Source organism: Corynebacterium lizhenjunii (assembly GCF_011038655.2).
GTDB lineage: Bacteria > Actinomycetota > Actinomycetes > Mycobacteriales > Mycobacteriaceae > Corynebacterium > Corynebacterium lizhenjunii.
Map to the genome: position 1 here is coordinate 2,056,010 of NZ_CP064954.1, position 18,032 is coordinate 2,074,041.

Consider the following 18,032-nt stretch of genomic DNA (forward strand, 5'->3'; position numbering starts at 1 on the left):
CATGCGCAATGGTGGCGACCTCGTTGTGGAAACGCTGCAGGCCCTGGGCATTAGCACTGTCTTCGGCATCCCCGGCCAGCATGCACTGGGGCTTTTTGATGCCCTCTCCCGTTCCCCGCTAAGGTTTATCTCCTCCCGCGTGGAGAACAACTCTGCCTTTGCAGCCGATGGTTACGCGCGGGCCACGGGTGAGCCTGCAGCGCTCTTCCTCTCCACCGGTCCCGGGGCGCTAACATCCCTGGCTGGTTTGGAGGAGGCTTATGCCACCGGTGTTCCTATGGTGGTCATTGCCTCGCAGATTCCCGAATCCGGTTTGGGCGGCCGCCGCAAGGGCATGCTGCATCAGCTCGATGATCAAAAGGAGTCTGCCCGCAATGTAACCAAGTTCCAGGCCACTGTGCACAAGGTCTCCGCCATCCCCTACGCAATTGAGGACGCCTGGCGCCAGGCCATGACCGCTCCGCAGGGACCGGTGTGGGTGGAAATCCCTCAGGATGTCCTGCTGCAAGAAACCACCATCCCCGCGCCTAAAGACCTCGACACCACTGTCCCTGCCGTCCGCGGCCATACCCCTTCCTTGCGCCGCGCTGCCGCTTTACTTTCCGGTGCCCAGCGTCCCGCCATCATCGCGGGTGGTGGCGTGCGCCGTTCTGCCCAGGGTAGCGCTGAGCTGCTTAAACTTGCCGATGCCCTCCAATCCCCCGTCATCTGCACCCCCGGCGGCGTGGGTGGCTTTCCCGTGGACCATCCGCTGTCCCTGGGCAGCTGGATCGAAGACGTTGCGGTCACGGAGCTGCTTGAGGCTGCCGATGTCCTCTTAGCCGTTGGTACCTCCTTAGGCGAAGTAACCTCCAATTACTTCACCATGGCCCCGCGCGGCGAAATCATCCAGATCGATGCCGCCTACCAGGTCCTTGCGTCCAACCATCCTGGCCTTGGTATCCGCAGCGATGCTAGCCTGGCTCTTGCCGCAATTAATCGCTTACTTGACCCCATTCCTGACAAGCCCCACGTCTCCGGCCAAGTTGCCCAAGTCAAAGGCACAATCGCTCACCGTCTAGACCAGCAGGACCTGGCCAACGAGCGCGCTTTCATGGCAGCAATCCGTGCCGCTGTACCGACTGACATGCAGACGTTTTGGGACATGACCATCGCCGCGTATTGGGGCTGGAATGTGTGGGACCCACAAGAGGGCCAGTTCCACTCCGCGCAGGGAGCTGGCGGCATTGGTTTTGGCTTCCCTGCCGCCTTCGGCGGTGCAATTGGCCTTGGTCACCGCGTCCTGGCGGTCTCCGGCGACGGCTCCGCCATGTACTCCATCGCCGAGCTTGCCGCTGCCGCTCAGCACAACATCCCTGTCACCTGGCTCATTATTGACGATGGCGGCTACGGCATCCTGCGCGAGTACATGACGGATACCTTCGGCAAAGCCACCCACACCGAACTCCACCGCCCCGACTTCGTAGCCCTAGCCCAAGCCTTCGGCATCCCCACTCGCAAGACCGACCTCGCTGGCCTGGAAGATTGCCTGTCCGAAGCCCTCGCCGCCGACGGCCCCAACATCGTGGTCGTAGAAACCCTGCTGAAAATGTGGGATCCCACGCACCTAGGGCGCTAGCACCCCCACACCCCCGCCTGCAAGGAAAATCAGATCTCTCCGCCACGCAACGCTTCAATTGCCCGCAGCCGCTTCAGACCACTTTCCCCAAGGGCATCGACCACGCACTCGCACAAGGCTTCCACCATCGCAAAGGCAGGAACCATGGTGTCCGAGGGGCCGGGCGCTTCCACACGTGCAATCAATGTGGATGTGGCATACTTGGATGCTGGCGACAACCACTGGTCAGTTATCAACAGCACCTTTGCGCCTCTCTCCGCGGCAATTTGACTACAGTTCAACGCCGCCATGGAATAGCGCCGGAAGTCAAAGCAGACAAACACGTCCCCTTCAACGATTGAGGATAGGCGGTCCGACATCTCCAACGACCCCGTCCTCACATAGTGCAGACCGCTGCGAAAAAGCTGCAATTGCGACACCAGGTGCTGAGCGAGTACGTGCGAGAATGTGCCGCCAAAGGCGAACACTCTTTTGCTTGGGTCTGAGAGAATACTCGCCGCAGCAACCAGTTCCTCCATGTTGGTATTGGCGAAAGTTTCAGCGATTCCCTCAACGTACCAAGCACCAGCCCCGCGGAACACCCCTACCAGGCCAGAATCTTTGGGTGCGAGAGGCCCTGCTGCTTCGTCTGCCCTGGCCAGTGGAGACACATCACGCAAAGCCGACTCCCTGATGAGAGCCTTTTGGAACTCCTTGAAACCTCGGAACCCTAGGCTCTGAACAAATCGGACAATGGTCGCTGAGCTCACATTGGCAGCTGCGGAAAAATCATCAACAGTTCCCATTCCCGCCCACGGGAAGTTCTGAACTAGCGTCCGCGCTGCTTGTTTCTCTGCGGCCGTCAGGCCCGCGAAAGCTACGTTGATTTTCTCCGTAATACTCTGTTCCATTTTCATCCTGAGCCTTTAGGCTCCCATGCGTTGGGCAGCAGCCAAGAACCCACAAATCAGAGCTCTTGCCACACATCCAACAGCCTCGTCTCCGGGGAGAAATCGAGGATCATGCAATGAACTGGCGGTTTCGTCGCCCACTCCCACGAAGCACATTATCGACGGAAGATCGCGGGAGTAGAAGGAGAAATCATCAGCTCCCAGGGAGCGCATTGACGCCGCTGCCTCGAGCCCGAACTCCTTGCGAAGAATGCCGAAAGCAGCAGCCAGCTCGGCGTCATTAACTAGCTCGGGTTCACCCTGTGCATAATCCACCTCAGCGACACAATCCAAACCGCAGGCGACCGAAGACGCGAACTGCCGGATTTTGTCAGCTAAAAGCCCATTGTTTTCCAGGGAAATCCCCCTTACAGTCGCTAGAATGCGTCCCTGTTCTGGAAGCACATTGGCAGCACCATCGCCAACGCTAATCGTCCCAATGCTAACCACAGCCGGGTCCATTGGGTTCAAGTTGCGCCGAACGACTTCATTAAGCCCCAGTGCAATCTGCGCTGTCACCGCTGCTACGTCATTGGCATGATGAGGATACGCTCCATGTCCACCCGCTCCGGAAATGTGGATCTCAATCTCTCCAGCTGCCGCATTAATGAATCCGGCGTCACAGGCCACGCTGCCTAGAGGAAGCTGTGGATGTACGTGTGCACCAATCACATGCTGGACTTCGAGTTCCTTGAGTCGTCCAGTTTCCGTGATGTCCAAGGCACCAGAAGGATAAGTCTCTTCTCTCGGTTGGAGTATTCCAACCATGGACACAGGCAAATCAATTCCCCTGGCCGATTCCACAACCGCGAACAAAGCCCCAAGATGGACATCGTGGCCGCAGGCATGCATAACGCTGGGATTGCGCGACTCCCAGGACCAGCCAGTTTGTTCCTGAACAGGCAATGCGTCCAAATCTGCGCGAAGTGCAATGGCAGGCCCCGTAGGCTGCCCAATCCGTACCAATCCACCAGTCTGAGCTACCCGTTCCAGCTTCAGCCCCGACCACTGTTCAAACAATTCCACGGTGGGTTCCTCAGCCCCGCTCAGACACGGGTTGCTGTGGATCTCATGCCGAAGGGCCACGGCTCGAGGGAGGACCGCGTCCAATTCCCTTAGCCACTGATCCACAATCTTCGTGTTGGTGTAGTTCTCTGTAGCCAACTCACTCCTCAATTCCATAGGCTCGTACAGCGTTATCTACCGCAATCATTCTGGCTACGCGCATGGCTTCTTCGATGGGCCATGCCGACTCTGTATGGAAGCGCCACAGAGCTTTTGTCAGTCCTTGCCGGAACAACTCTGCCCCTACCAGGTATAGTTCGGGCAGTCCATATGCGTCTGTGCTGAACAGAATCTTACCGAATGGCGCCAGCTCCAAAGATTCAGCTATTACTTGTGAGGCCTGCGCGCCTGTGTAATTGACTGCCAAGCCCACATCAAAATACACGTGAGGGAAGACATCAGCCAGGTACCCAGCTTCACGGTGAAATGGGTAACAGTGAAGGAGCATGAACCGCGCGCCCGTATGAATGGTCCGCCTGAATAGCTCTGTCATTAGAAGCGGGTTACAGCGGTGCAGGTCAACATCGTCATCACCGTATCCGACATGGAGTTGGATCGCTAAGCCCAGGTCAATCGCCTGCCACAGTAGGAAACGGATAATGACGGGATCCTCCAAGCGCACGCCACCAGTACGGACGAACTCAGTGACGGCTAGCTCCAGTTCCTTTAGCGTCGGCCGGGCGGGATCCAAATCTAAGCCCACACGGTACGCTGCTATGGACTTCACGCCAATAGCGTAATTCTTAGCCTCCACAAGGGAGCCCTGCACCTTTCCGATGAAGCACTCTTGCAGGCGCCTAGAGTCCCCAGCTTTATCAGCGGCCAGCTTCTGCGCAATGTCTTCAGCCAGGCGTTCGAGGCGAATAATCTCATAGCTTCGAGCACTCGCTAGGTGCCCCAATTCTTCTGGTGAGGTGATGATATCTGGACTATGCCCCGTCTCGACGCCCAATCTGCTCAATTTCGCTTGTTGCATGAGCAACCGGTTTACAGTGTCGGTCGGGAGGGAGCTACGCGCCTCCAAATACTCGTCGGGCTCCGCAAAGCTCTGCAGCCCCAATACTGGAGCACACAACCGCCGTATCTGAAACCCGATATTGCTATCAAACCGCGTCGTACCAGGCGTAGCGGGACTACTGGATTCAGAGATGAGGCTCTCAAAGTCATCTCGGTTCAGCGAGTTCTTCACTACGCCGTGGCAGTGATGGTCAAAGAACGGAAGCCCCGCGATGCATGAGCCAAGCTCTTCTTGCTCCCAGCCACGGTTGCCCGCCTGATTAGTAGAGATTCGCATATGCTTCACACTGCTCCTTCAAAGTCAGACTACTGAGAGACTCAATTTCATTCCGCTTGATTGCCAGGAACGTTTGGACCCATTCTTCGGAGAACCACGACCGTACTACCGCTGATTCCTCGAACCGGGCCAGCGCCTCCTTCAGGCTGCCCGGGAGTGACACTGCTTCAGCAGCAATCTCGGGGCCCGTTCCACCTTCATAGACTTTCACGGGATCAAGGTTTTCTTCCAATCCTGCCAACCCGGCCCTGAGGATAGCAGTAACCAGAGTCCACGGATTCGCGCCAACGTCACCTCCACGGAATTCGAAATGGTACTGCCGATCAGGTTTCCTCCCGCCAATTTCATTGGTCGGACAAATACGAACCAGAGCCTCACGGTTCTGCAAACCGCAAAATGCTTTGGCAACGGACCAGTTATTTGGCCGGAGCCGTTGATAGCTAACCAATAGCGGCGCGAATAATGCCGTCATTTCGGGAGCATACTTAACCACCCCCGCGTTAAACCGGGCAGCAAGTTCACTCTGTCGACCTGGGCGTTCGGGGTCAAACGCCACGATTTCACCACCTTCCCCGTAAATTCCATAGTGAACGTGAACCCCAGTGCCGCCACCATCAGGGACCGCAACTGGGCTAAACGTGACTTCCCTGCCCGCCGCTTTGAATGACTCCTTGACTACCTCCCTTAGCAGTATGGCCCGGTCCGCCGCACTAACGGGATCGGTTGGTTTCAAAGTTAGTTCGTACTGATGGGGTGCATACTCCGGCAACCAGCATTCAGGTTCCACGCCCGCAGCGGATAGAACTGAGAATATCGTTGACCCCAGCGGCTCGCCTTGCAGGAAGTTCTCGAAAGAGAACGGGTGTGTGTTCAGGGCAGAGTTCTTTTCCACAAACTCGTGCTCAAACGAACAACTGAAGGTCAACCCATATCGGTCTTTCGCCAGCTGTAGCGTTTCCTTGAGCAGCGACCTCGCGCATGAGCTCCAAGCCGTACCATCAGGCATCACAGTATCAGCAAAGCACACGGAGAACGGTGCCCGGCCCGGTAAACCCGCGATGTGGTACTGGGAAGCAGAATCTGCTTGTAGCCGCAGGTCACCCTCTGAACAGAATGGAATACCATCGACAATGTATCCCAATGGCCCGATTCCTAAGTTCGCAGGAACCCAGCCAACGCTGGTGTCTGCGGAGAAATCGGACGAGGCAACCGCCCTGCCCTTTGCTTTCGCCGATATGTCGCTGGTCGCGATGAATGTAAACGTGGCTTGCTCTGTTGCCAACATACTAGACAATTTCCTCTCTGGTTAGTCGCTCGCCAATCCTCTTGGCCAACGACGGTCGAAGACGAATAATCACAAGCCCCGCCACACACCACAGCGCCGCTATCCAGGGGAAATAGGTGTAAGGAGGTCCTTGCCCCACAATCTGAACAAAAAAGACAAAACTCAAGTAGCCCAATGCCAGTACTGGGAAGATGAGTTCCCACTTTGCCAGGCCGCCATGCCCCCTGAGGATGAAGTTCGCTGCACCAACCGAGGCCATTCCGTATGCCACGACCATGCAAAGGGTCGCAAGGGTTGCGTACCAATAATAGATTTCTATCGAGCCAAAGCCGATCAGGCCTACTGCCAAAGCCAGAATTAGAGCTTGCAGGTGAGAGACCCAGACGGCCTTGACCGGAACATTCTTATCCTCGGGGACCTCGGTCAAGAACTTCGGGCCGAATCCATCACGCGCAAGTGCAAAGAGCAGTCGCGACGTCGCTACGCTTGAGCTTAGAAACGACCCGAAAGCAACCGCGAAGGCAATCACCGAAATAAGCACAGCAAACCACGGGCCAATGTAGCGGGAGCTTAGCGTGGTCAATGTGGACGAAGAACTGGCGAAATCTGCTACTCCAGCAGCATCCGTTCCAAACCCGATTGTCTGAGCGAACATCACAAACACGTAAACCAAGCCACCAATCCCCACAGCCGCGAGTAATGCTGCCGGAATGGATTTTTTCGCGTCCCGAGTTTCCTCGCCCAGCGATGATCCAGACTCAAATCCCGCCCAAGAGAGAAACGCAAAAACTGAAGCTGTCATGATGGCTGACCAGCTATTTCCGCGCGGAGTAAGCACAGAGAAATCTATGCCAGTATTTACCGGAGCATTGCCCATCCCGACGCGGAACAAGATGACAAGCGCGAGAAGGACCATGACCGCGATGCCTACCATACCGATCGCCAGCGTAGTCCGAGCGGCTATCTGCGACTCACGCAGATTAACGAATAACCCCACAGCAACCACCACAACCGGAACGATGAGCCACATCTGCATACGCGATGAATCCACGCCGAGTTCTCCGAGCATCGCCTCAAAGAAGACCGCACAAGCCCCCAAGATGCACGAGGTCATAAAAATATAGGTCCCCAGAAGAGCAAAGCCTCCAAAGAAGCCAGCTTTAGGGCCAAGAGTCACCCCCGCCAGTGCATACACAGAGCCTGCGTGGGTGATCCTCTGCAGAAGCCTCACAAAGGCATAGGCCACGAATAGCGAACCTACGAAAGCTACCGCGAAGGTGAAAGGAACGGCCGCCCCGACCAGTCCCGCGACCCCGATCCCGTTAAGAGACATCGCCATCACTGGCCCCATAAACCCTATTGAGATAGCTGCGACTTCATACGTATTGAGAACCCTTGGCCCACCACGAGGCGGTGATTGCGATGTACTCATCGTGAAAGACTCCTTCCAAATTCATCGGATTTTGAAAGGATTATTACACAGTGTGAGCCACAGCGCAATAGGCAGTCATAATGGGGCGGGACACCTACCTTCCTAGGCGCCCTGCAGGCAGCGGTGAGCTACCGTCCCCTTACCCGTGAGCCCCGGATAGCTTTTAACGTCACAAACTTCAGGGTTTTGCCTCTCACAGGAGCCCGATAGGGCAGAATATGGGGCATGTCTAAGTTCTCTGAGGTCCTTGAGCAACTGCGTGATAATCAGCCGCAGGGCAAGTATGGTGTTGCGTTTGAGAAGTTGATGGTCAATTACTTCCGCACAGACCCTACTTTGTCTGCTGAGTATGACCAGGTGTTTCGGTGGGTGGACTGGCCGTATAACGGCGGCCGTGCTGATACCGGCATTGACCTGGTGGCTCGCCGGGCTGAGGACCAGTCCTGGACGGCGATTCAGTGCAAGTTCTACCAATCCACCACCTCTATCCAGAAGTCCCACCTGGACTCGTTCTTCGAGGCCTCCGGCCACTCCTTCGATACCGAAGAAGGAACGCAACACTTTGCCCACCGCCTGGTGATCTCCACAACGGATCGTTGGTCGGCTAATGCTGAGGCGGCCCTGGCGGATCAGATTATCCCGACCAACCGTATTGGTTTGGCATCCATTGCGGAGTCTCCCATTAACTGGGATGTGGCTTTCCCTGGCTCGGATATCCAGATCAACTTATCCAAGTGCCAGACGTTTAGCCCTCGCCCGCATCAGCAGGCCGCGATTGATGCCGCGATAAAGGGGTTTGAGACCCATGACCGCGGCAAGCTGATTATGGCCTGCGGTACGGGCAAGACGTTTACCGCGCTGCGTCTAGCGGAGAAGATCGCGCAGGCGAATCAGGGCCGTGCCCGCGTGCTGTTCCTCGTGCCGTCTATCGCGTTGCTATCCCAAACACTCAAGGAGTGGACTGCCCAGGCTCAGGTGGACCTGCGTGCGTATGCGGTGTGTTCGGATACGAAGGTGGGCAAAAAGGCCGAAGATATTGCCTCCTACGACCTGGAAGTCCCGGTGTCCACCACGGGTGCTGATATTGCCGAGCGTATGAACCAGGGTGGTAAGCGCTTTAAGGGTCTGCATGTGGTGTTTTCCACCTACCAGTCGCTACCGGCCGTCCATGACGCCCAGGCCGCAGGCCTGGATGAGTTTGATCTGGTCATTTGCGATGAAGCCCACCGCACCACCGGGGTCACCCTAGCCGGGGAGGACGCCTCCAACTTCGTGCGCATCCACGACGCTGACTACATCCAGGCAGCACGCCGACTATATATGACTGCGACGCCACGGTTATACGACGAGACAGTGAAGTCGAAGGCGGAGCAGCATTCGGCAGAGATTGCCTCGATGGATGATGAAGCCATCTACGGCCCGGAGTTTCACCGCCTCGGTTTCGGTGAGGCCGTGGAGGCCGACCTGCTCACTGATTACAAGGTGTTGGTGATGACGGTGGATGAGGACGTCACCGCCGGGGCCATGGCAGACATGAAAGACCACAGCCTGAACCTCTCACTGGCCTCCGCGATGATTGGTGCGTGGAATGGCCTGGCTAAGCGTTCCGGTAAAGAGCAAGGCACCAAGTCCGGCTTTGAGGTCGATGCCGTGCCCATGCGCCGCAGTGTGGCCTTTGCCAAGGACATCAAGACCTCGAAGGAGATCGCGGAGAACTACCCGAAGCTCATTAGCGCCTACCAGCACTCCCTGCATAAAGCAGCGGCACTGTCGGACGTGAGCCTGCTCAACGCCAACCTGGAGGCGTCCTGTCAGCATGTCGATGGTGGGATGAATGCCATGGAGCGTAATGGGAAGATCTCCTGGCTCGAATCCGACATCACCACGGAACAAACCAGAATCCTCACCAACGCCCGTTGCCTCTCCGAAGGCGTAGACGTCCCAGCACTAGATGCAGTAATCTTCTTCAACCCGCGTAATTCCATGGTCGATGTGGTCCAGTCTGTGGGGCGCGTGATGCGCAAGTCCGAGGGGAAGGACTACGGCTACATCATCTTGCCGGTAGCTGTGCCACCGAACGTCTCCCCCTCAGAAGCACTGCAAGATAATGCCCGGTTTAAGGTCGTGTGGCAGATTCTGAATGCCTTGCGCGCCCATGATGACCGTTTCAACGCAACCGTGAACGCTCTTGCGTTGAATGATAATAATCGGGACACTCTCGCCATTGAGGTTGACCACATCACCGACCCGCGCAAGCAGCTTGACCGGTTAGGCCAGACACCGGATAGCGATCCGGGTGACCGTCAGGACTTAGCCGAGCAGATCGCCCTATTCTCCTTGGAGAAATGGCAGGAAGCCATCTACACCAAGCTGGTGGACAAGGTCGGCACCCGCACGTACTGGGAGGATTGGGCTGATGATGTAGCCTCCATCGCCCAAGCCCAGATCACCCGCATTACCGCCTTGGTGGAGAACGCTTCCCCGCAATTACGCGCCGAGTTCGAGGCCTTCGTGGAAGGCCTGCGCGGCAACCTCAATGATTCCATTACCGAGGCTGAAGCCATCAGCATGCTCTCCCAACATCTGATTACCGCCCCGGTGTTCAACGCCCTGTTTAGCGACTACGACTTCGCCACGCATAACCCCGTAGCCCAAGTCATGCAACGCATGGCCGATGCCCTAGCCGATGCCAACCTGGAGTCCGAAACGGAGCCACTAGAAGCGTTTTACGCCACGGTGCGTAAGCGTGCTCAGGCGGTGACGAGTGCTGCGGGTAAGCAGCAGGTGATTAAGGACCTGTATGAGCGGTTCTTCCAGAAGGCTTTCAAGAAGCAGGCCGAGGCCCTCGGTATTGTCTACACCCCTGTGGAGATCGTGGACTTCATCCTGCGTGCTGCCAACGACTTGTCGGTGAAGCACTTTGGTAAGGGATTGACGGATGAGGGGGTGTGTATTCTCGATCCGTTTGCTGGGACGTCGACGTTTATGGTGCGTTTGTTGCAGTCGGGGTTGATTCGACCCGAGGATATTGCGCGTAAGTATGCCGGGGAGTTGTTCGCCACTGAGATTATGCTCCTGGCGTACTACGTCTCTGCCGTCAACATTGAGACCACCTATAACGCCCTGAGGGCGGAGGAAGCCCAACGCAACGGTGAACCCGAACCAGAATACGTTCCGTTTGGTGGCATTGCGTTGGCGGATACGTTCCAGATCCATGAAGACGGCGACATCCTGGATCTCACAGTCTTTAAAAACAACAATGAGCGCATCGAGCGGCAGAAGGCTGCCCCCATCAACGTCATCATCGGCAACCCACCGTATTCCGCGGGACAGAAGAACGCCAATGATCTGAACGCGAACATGAAGTACCCGACGTTGGATGGGCGTATTGCCGAGACGTATGCGGCGAAGTCCACTGCTCAGCGTAAAGGTTCCTTATATGATTCTTACCTGCGTGCCTTCCGTTGGGCCACTGACCGTATCCAGGACCAAGGCATCGTCGCTTTTGTGTCCAACAATGGGTGGCTCGACGGTAATACTGGTGGCGGTGTTCGGCTTTCGATGGCTGAGGACTTCACCGATGTGTATGTGCTGAATCTACGAGGTAATTCACGCTCTGGCGGTGAGTTGGGGAAGAAGGAAGGTGGCAACGTCTTCGATATCCGCGTGGGCGTGAGTATCTTCCTAGGAGTTAAGGACCCAGCAAAAACCGGTTTTAACATTCACTACTACGGCTTGCCGGATTACGCCACCAAGCAGGACAAGCTCAACTTCACTGCGACTAGTTCATCATCCACTATCGAGTGGCAGTCCATCGCCCCGAATGAACAGGGTGATTGGCTGAGTCAACGCACCACTGATTTCGTCACCTGGCCCGTCATTGGTGAGAAGAAGGGCGATTCCACTACATTCTTCACCACGTTCTCCTCAGGACTTAAGACCTCCCGCGATGCATGGGCAACGAATTTCTCTGAATCAGCGGTTCACCAAGAAATTCACGCGACCGCCGACTATTATAATCAAGTTGCCGAACGAGTTTCAGGGCTCCTTGATGCGGGTCAAAAGGTTGACTTTGCCGATTTAAGTAAAGATTTAGACCTGTCGAAATTCAGTTGGGATCGCAAGAACAAGAGCCAAGTGGTTAAGGCGCAAAAGATTTCAGTGCGTAACGATGGGTTCCGACTTGGCCTATATCGACCATTCACGAAGCAACACATTTATTTCGATCCTCAGCGACAGCTCAATAATGACACTTACCAGCTGCCGTCGATGTTCCCGACCCCGCAGCACACCAACATCGGGTACCTATTGACCGGGGCATCCTCTCATTATGAGTTTGGTGCTATTGCTACAGACCTTTTGCCTAACCTGCATACCCTTGATACCGGCCAGTTCTTCCCGCGGTTTACCTGGGAACCTGCCGAGGGTGGGGATGATGGTGCGTTGTTCGGGCAGGGCGTCGGCAAGCTAGGTGCAGGTGAGGCCAGTGCCTATGGTGAGATTGGTGAGGTGGTGGACGGCTACGTGCGCGTAGACAACATCACTCAGGAGATTAAGGCGCTGTACCGGGAAACACTCGGCGCTGATATTTCCGGCGATGACATCTTCCACTTCGTCTACGGCAAGCTGCATGCCCCTGTCTATCGTGAGGCGTTTGCTCCGGACTTGAAAAAGATGCTGCCGCACATTGAGACCCCAGCTACGCGCGAAGAGTTTGACAAGTTCGCAGACGCAGGCGCCAAGCTTATGGCCCTGCATGTGAACTATGAGGATGCCGAGCCGTGGCCGTTGACACTGGATGTGCGCGGTGATGAGAACGACCGGGAGACCTGGCGCGTGACCAAGATGGCGTGGGCGAAGAAGGAGAAAGACCCTGTCACCGGAAAGAAACCCAACGATGTGACCATGCTGACCTACAACAAGCGTGTAACCATCAGCGGCATTCCGGAGGAAGCGGACCGGTACATGCTAGGTTCGCGCTCTGCCGTGGCGTGGCTAATTGACCGCTACAAGGTCAAGCCCGATAAGGACTCCGGGATTGTGAAAGACCCGAACGATTGGGCCGATGAAGTGGGTAACCCGCGCTACATCGTGGACCTGGTGGGCAAGGTCGTGCGAGTGGCTATGGAGACCGTGGCGATTGTTGATGGGTTGCAGGATGGCGTGGAGTAGGGGTGCCTAGAGGCTCGAGGGCAGTTCCTACTCTTAGGCGAGATGGAGCCCTGCGGCCTATGAACATCCGCAGAGCTCGCCGCTGTTTACTGCCGAACCTTCTCTGCCTCCTGTGGCGCGCCGTGGGTGGTGCGGCAGCCAGGCGACCAGTACTTCTAGGGCGTGGCCTTGGACAACACGAACACGACCACATAGTCCAACAGTGAGGGTGCAAGCCCAAAGTAGAAGAGCTCATTGACGGAGACGCCGGCGAGGGACTCATCGCTCTACCCCAGCCATCAACGCGGAACCGTGTAGGATTGCATGACGTTCGAGACTCAACTTCAGGCGTTATGTGGGACAATTGCTACATGACAGTTATCCACTTCCTCCGCATCCAATTGCTCATCCTCTTTCCCCGCAAGAAATTACAATTGAAAGCGCTGCAAGCAGCGCAAAAAGGAAGTCATAGACTGAGATACTGGAGTCCGAAGAACGCTCCACAAATTCCACGAGGTAGAGTAATGCAGCTGTCACGAGTGCCAACGATTCTTTACGGGACATTTTCTTCGTCAAGGGACCCACGAATATATTTTGGACTTTCTGCCTCAGTTGTTCGTTAGATTCGAGACGTTCTACCATTTGTTCAATAAACTCCGGACTACACTTCGCAGTTTCTCCGTCAGCCAGATCAGCCTTAGTTTCCGAAATGTCGAGGTCACTCACGCCAAGCGAATCTTGAATCTCCCGGATTTGCTTGAGGAATGAATCTTCATAGAGTGATTGAAACAAGGTTTGTCGCATACGCTCAGCCGCCTCGCGAAGCGATTCTGACCACATCTCTTTATAACGATCCGCAATAATATCTTGAGCCGTGATAGCGTGAGGGAGATGTGGGCTGATATCAATCTTGGGAATTTGAACTACCGACATCAAAGAAGGTTGTCTCCGCATTTCTTCAGCGAGCTTGTCCATCGCCACCAGTGCGCCAGTTTCCTGCCATACCTGACTAGTGATGCGATTAGCAGATTTCGCCATTACGTGCGACACGGGAGAATCACTGAGATTAAGAAATGTCTTTGACACTTTTCCAAGGCGCTCGGTGGGAATATCTACAAGGGCAGATAGCCGAAATTGATGGAGAACTGGTGATTTTATCGGCTTCCCGATAATCTGCGCGTATGTTCTATTTCTCCCCTGGACCGCACTGACCAGATCGCTCATAGGCTTATATCCAGGCTCGTATATTCCGTTAGTCATTTAGCTGAGTACCCTCCTGAAACAGGTAAAGAAATAGACAGTCTTGTCCACTTTAGACTCATTAGCTTACCTCGGGAGAATAGTTATAAGCAGGGACGCTTCAGTTTCGGAGTAGGAGTTACTACGGATTCGAAATTTGAAGCTAACCACGGGTAATCCTAGAAAGCAGCAGCTAGCTGTCCGCCCGCCCAAGCAGCTCCTCCACCGTAACCCGCCCATCGCGGGCGAACTCAGCGTGGGCCTGGTCGCGAAGGGTTGGGTCTGCGAGAAAGTCGATGGCGACTTGGGCTAGGCCGGCGGCGGAGTCCACGGCGGCGTCTACGGCTGCGGGGGAGTTGGCCCAGGTGGCGAAGTCCTTGGTGTGCAGTGCGACCTCGGCTGGGGAGACCTTCACCATCGGGTGGATGCCGGGGACCAGGTGGGAGACGTTGCCAAAATCGGTGGAGGCAGCCACGGTGTCGGGGACCGTGCCGGCGGGCAGGGCGGTGCGGCCACGCTGGGACTGCGTTTTGGTCCAGCGCGCCACCAGGGACTCATTGTTGCGCACCGGCAAAGTCATGGGGTGCTGGTCCCACTCAATGTCTACCTCTACCCCAGCCATCAGGGCCGCTCCCTGCAGAATCTGGCCCAGTCGCGCGGAGAGGTCCAGCAGGGTCTGGGTTCCCAGCGAACGCACGTAAATCTGCATCTGCGCCTGGTCCGGGATAATCGAGGGGCGGTCCCCACCGCTCATGATGGCGTGTATGCGATCTGACGGCGGCATCTGCTGGCGCATCAGCCCAATGCCCTGGTAAGCCAGCGAGGCCGCGTCCAAAGCATTGCGGCCCATAAACGGCTGCGAGCTAGCGTGCGCAGCCACCCCGCGGAACGTGGCTGTCACAGTTCGCCGGCCCACCCACGCATGCGAGCCGATGTCATAGCCAAAACCATGGACCATCAGCGCCGCATCCACGCCGTCTAGCGCACCGCCGCGAATCATGTACTCCTTGCCAGAATGCCCCTCTTCCGCCGGAGTCCCCTGCAGCAGCACCCGCCCCTGCACCTCACTGCCTTCCAGGGCCCCTACTGCTGCCAAGAAACTGCCGATGCCCGCCGCCGCAATCACGTTGTGCCCACAGGCATGGCCCAGGCCGGGCAAGGCATCATATTCAGCAAAGAGCGCCACCGTGGGGTGAATAGCGGGATCATAGGCCGCGCTAGTCCATTCAGACTCGAAGGCGGTTTCTACGCCATAGACTCCCCTGCGGGTGGCAAAACCACGGTCCTTCAGCAATGACGCCAACACATCCATGGAGCGGTGCTCCGCAAAAGCGGTCTCCGGGTGCGCGTGCAAATCCGCAACGATGTCGGAAAGGGGGTTACGGAGGGCATCGGCAAGCTCAGATGCCCTCCGCCACAACGCAGCCTGGCCGGGGTAGTCCTCCCCCACTGGCTGCTGCGCCGTGGCGCTTTCTGCGGCGCTGACACGCTGCGCGATGGCGCGCTCCATCGCCTGCAGGTAGGCCGGGGAAGGATCATTGCGGCCGGACATCAAGGGGTTATCACACATAAAACAAGCACTATCCAATCAAAATGGAGTTACCGGGGCCCAGCGGAAGATCCATGTAGAACCACAGGGCAAGAATAGCTGCCCAGGCGAGGAAGAAGGGGACCACAAACGGGATAAGGCGCGACATCAGGGTGCCCAATCCGGCATTACGCTCATAGCGCTGCAAGAAGCCCAGCATCACAATCATGTACGGGTTGAGCGGGGTGATGATCTGCGTTGCGGAATCGCCCACGCGGAACGCGGCCTGAATGAAGGCCGGCTCGTAGCCCAACAAGGCGAATAGCGGCACGAAGACCGCGGCCATCAGGGTCCACATGGCCGAGCCAGAGATAATCAGCAAGTTGAGCAACGAGGCCAGCACAATAAACGCCAGGACGGCAGCAAAGCCGGTAAGGCCAATGGACTCCAAGAACGCGGCGCCGCGGATGGCGGTGAAGGTGCCGATGCCCGTCCAGGCGAAGAGTGCCACGAATTGCCCGAGGATGAATGCCAAAATGAGGAAACTGACCAGATCTTTCATGGCCCCGCCCATCATGTCCACCACACTCTTGACGCCGGTTACTGCGCCGACAGCACGGCCATAGACTATGCCCAGCACCAGGAAGTAGGCGAAGACCAGGAAGACAATCGAGCTCATCAGCGGGGACTTGGGCAGGAAGCCGCCGTCCTCGTTGCGCCACGGGGAGGTAGGGATGAGCACGGCGACCAAGATGGCCACGGTCAGGGCTACGGCTGCAAGGCCAGACCACGCTAGGCCCTTATTTTCTGCCGGGGACAACTGCGCGGAAAGTGCATTACCGTTGACGTCGCGGTCAGCGCGTCCGGCTGCCTCCGTGGGATCAACTTCTTCCTCCGTGGGGACGTCTTGGGCCCACATGCGCGGCTCAATGATCTTGTCGATGATGAAACCAGCAATCAGGCCCAGCACCACAGAGGAGGCGACGTTGAAGTAGTAGTTGGACATGGCAGTCACGTCGCTGAAGTGGGTATTTGGCAAGGTTTCCATGACTGCCGTGGTAATGCCCGCAAACAGGGCGTCCAGCGAGGTCGGCACCAGCGCCGTGGAGTAGCCCGCGCCCACCGCTGCAAAGCCACCAATCAGGCCCGCTACGGGGTGGCGGCCAGCTGCCTTGAATACCATGGCGGCCAGGGGCGGGACGATGACAAAGGCGGCGTCCGCCATCACAGAGGCCGTTACGCCAATAACGCCCACGGCATATGGCAGCAGCCAGGGCTTAGCCGAGCCGAATAGCTTGCGGATAAGCGCCGAGAGCATCCCGGAACGCTCCGCCACACCAACGCCCAACATGATGGGCAGCACGGTTACCAACGGCGGGAACTTGATGTAGTTCTCCCCCACCGTGGTGGTAAACCACGCCAGGCCTTCGCCCGTAAACAGGCCCTTGACGGCTTGCTCCTCCTCCGCCCCTGGCACGGTGAAGGTAACTCCCGTCCACGCCATAATCGAGGAGAGCACCCCCGTAATCAAGAACAGGATGAGGAAGATGGTAAACGGCTCCGGCAGCTTGTTGCCCAGGTATTCCACTCCATTAAGGAACTTGTCCAGGGCGCCTTTGCTGGCAGGCTTCTGGCCCGCGGCCTTGGCTTTATCGCTTGTGGAGCTGCTCGTACCGGGGCCGGTGCTGGTGCGGCTGGGTTCGCCGGGGCGGCTGGGGTCGCCGGGGCGGCTTTCCTGCGGGTTAGCACTGCTAACCGGGTTATGTGGCTTGCCCATCGGTCCTCCTTGCAGGTGGTGCGCGGCCGAAGGATTTCGCCGCCGTCGGAATGTAATTAGCGCCTCACTGTAATGTGAGTGCGTTCCATGCAACAAATCCGTCGGGAGCACAGGGGCACCCTAGAGAGCGCGCGGCAACAACGGAAGGGAATCGACAAGCGTGACTAAACGAGGCGAGCCGTATAGTAAAATTTTTTCTGCGGGCTGAACGCGTCAGCGGGACGGATCCGCCGCCGACATAGGGAAGGAGGTGGGAGCTAATGGCCCGTTCCCGGCTCTCTCATACAAAGTCTATGCCGCCCGCCTACCGCGGGCGTTAAGCTGAGGTGGAACTGAACCTACTGGGGTGACAACACTGCTCGCCTTTCGCTATAGTGGGTGGCGACATGAAAGCTCGCCGCTCCAATGTCACCTACATGGCGAAACCCCCACGCGGTCGGCTAAAACACACGTGAGGGCTTCGTGAGACTAGCTAGTCAGCCAGGCAATAAACTCACGGATTACATCCGCGAGTAGCCTAGTAACTAGCGCCCCGAAGGCTCGGACCGTAATCTTTCCGATTACCCTCCGAGCTTTTCCTTTATCCGGCTTTCCGCCGTCTGCAGGCTTCGGCATATCGTCTCACCCCCTTCCCGCAGGCGAGGTGGACCCAAAACTAGCAAGCGCTACTTTAAGCTCCACACTAGCGGCGGAGACTTATTCGCACCGCTAGAA

Annotated in this window: 10 protein-coding genes; 2 read left to right on the forward strand and 8 right to left on the reverse strand. The window is 57.0% G+C overall.

The annotated features are described in order from the left end of the window. Nucleotide 1 precedes the first annotated feature (1 nt). A complete protein-coding gene (locus G7Y31_RS09565; RefSeq protein WP_165010073.1) occupies nucleotides 2–1,618 on the forward strand; it encodes a thiamine pyrophosphate-binding protein in 1,617 nt (538 codons plus the stop codon). A gap of 29 nt (nucleotides 1,619–1,647) precedes the next feature. On the opposite strand, the gene G7Y31_RS09570 is transcribed toward G7Y31_RS09565, so the two are convergent. From G7Y31_RS09570 to G7Y31_RS09590, 5 genes are all read right to left on the reverse strand, one after another. After that, nucleotides 1,648–2,508, reverse strand: a complete 861-nt coding sequence (locus G7Y31_RS09570; protein ID WP_165010075.1) for a MurR/RpiR family transcriptional regulator — start codon at nucleotides 2,506–2,508, stop codon at nucleotides 1,648–1,650. A gap of 15 nt (nucleotides 2,509–2,523) precedes the next feature. Then, nucleotides 2,524–3,729: a M20 metallopeptidase family protein gene (locus G7Y31_RS09575; RefSeq protein ID WP_165010077.1), complete on the reverse strand. Its 1,206-nt coding sequence runs from the start codon at nucleotides 3,727–3,729 to the stop codon at nucleotides 2,524–2,526. Then, entirely contained in the window at nucleotides 3,713–4,588 is an 876-nt protein-coding gene (locus G7Y31_RS09580; protein ID WP_244977374.1) for an amidohydrolase family protein, read from the reverse strand. Before G7Y31_RS09580 ends, G7Y31_RS09575 begins: the two co-directional genes overlap by 17 nt. 301 nt (nucleotides 4,589–4,889) lie before the next feature. Beyond that, nucleotides 4,890–6,191, reverse strand: coding sequence for a type I glutamate--ammonia ligase (locus tag G7Y31_RS09585; protein WP_165010081.1), 1,302 nt, complete (start codon nucleotides 6,189–6,191; stop codon nucleotides 4,890–4,892). A 1-nt stretch (nucleotide 6,192) separates the two neighbouring features. Then, nucleotides 6,193–7,623, reverse strand: a complete 1,431-nt coding sequence (locus G7Y31_RS09590; protein ID WP_165010083.1) for an APC family permease — start codon at nucleotides 7,621–7,623, stop codon at nucleotides 6,193–6,195. 225 nt (nucleotides 7,624–7,848) lie between these two features. On the opposite strand from G7Y31_RS09590, the gene G7Y31_RS09595 reads away from it, so the two are divergent. Then, nucleotides 7,849–12,795 carry a DEAD/DEAH box helicase gene (locus G7Y31_RS09595; protein ID WP_165010085.1) on the forward strand — a complete coding sequence of 1,649 codons (4,947 nt, stop codon included), beginning with the start codon at nucleotides 7,849–7,851 and terminating at the stop codon, nucleotides 12,793–12,795. Between the two features lie 384 nt (nucleotides 12,796–13,179). Here G7Y31_RS09595 and G7Y31_RS09600 read toward each other — a convergent pair whose 3' ends face one another. The 3 genes from G7Y31_RS09600 to G7Y31_RS09610 form a co-directional block, all read right to left on the reverse strand. After that, nucleotides 13,180–13,998, reverse strand: a complete 819-nt coding sequence (locus G7Y31_RS09600; RefSeq protein WP_165010087.1) for a hypothetical protein — start codon at nucleotides 13,996–13,998, stop codon at nucleotides 13,180–13,182. A gap of 208 nt (nucleotides 13,999–14,206) precedes the next feature. Beyond that, nucleotides 14,207–15,583, reverse strand: a complete 1,377-nt coding sequence (locus G7Y31_RS09605; protein WP_244977375.1) for a M20 family metallopeptidase — start codon at nucleotides 15,581–15,583, stop codon at nucleotides 14,207–14,209. A gap of 10 nt (nucleotides 15,584–15,593) precedes the next feature. Further along, nucleotides 15,594–17,318: an AbgT family transporter gene (locus G7Y31_RS09610; protein ID WP_165010089.1), complete on the reverse strand. Its 1,725-nt coding sequence runs from the start codon at nucleotides 17,316–17,318 to the stop codon at nucleotides 15,594–15,596. Nucleotides 17,319–18,032: the final 714 nt, after the last annotated feature.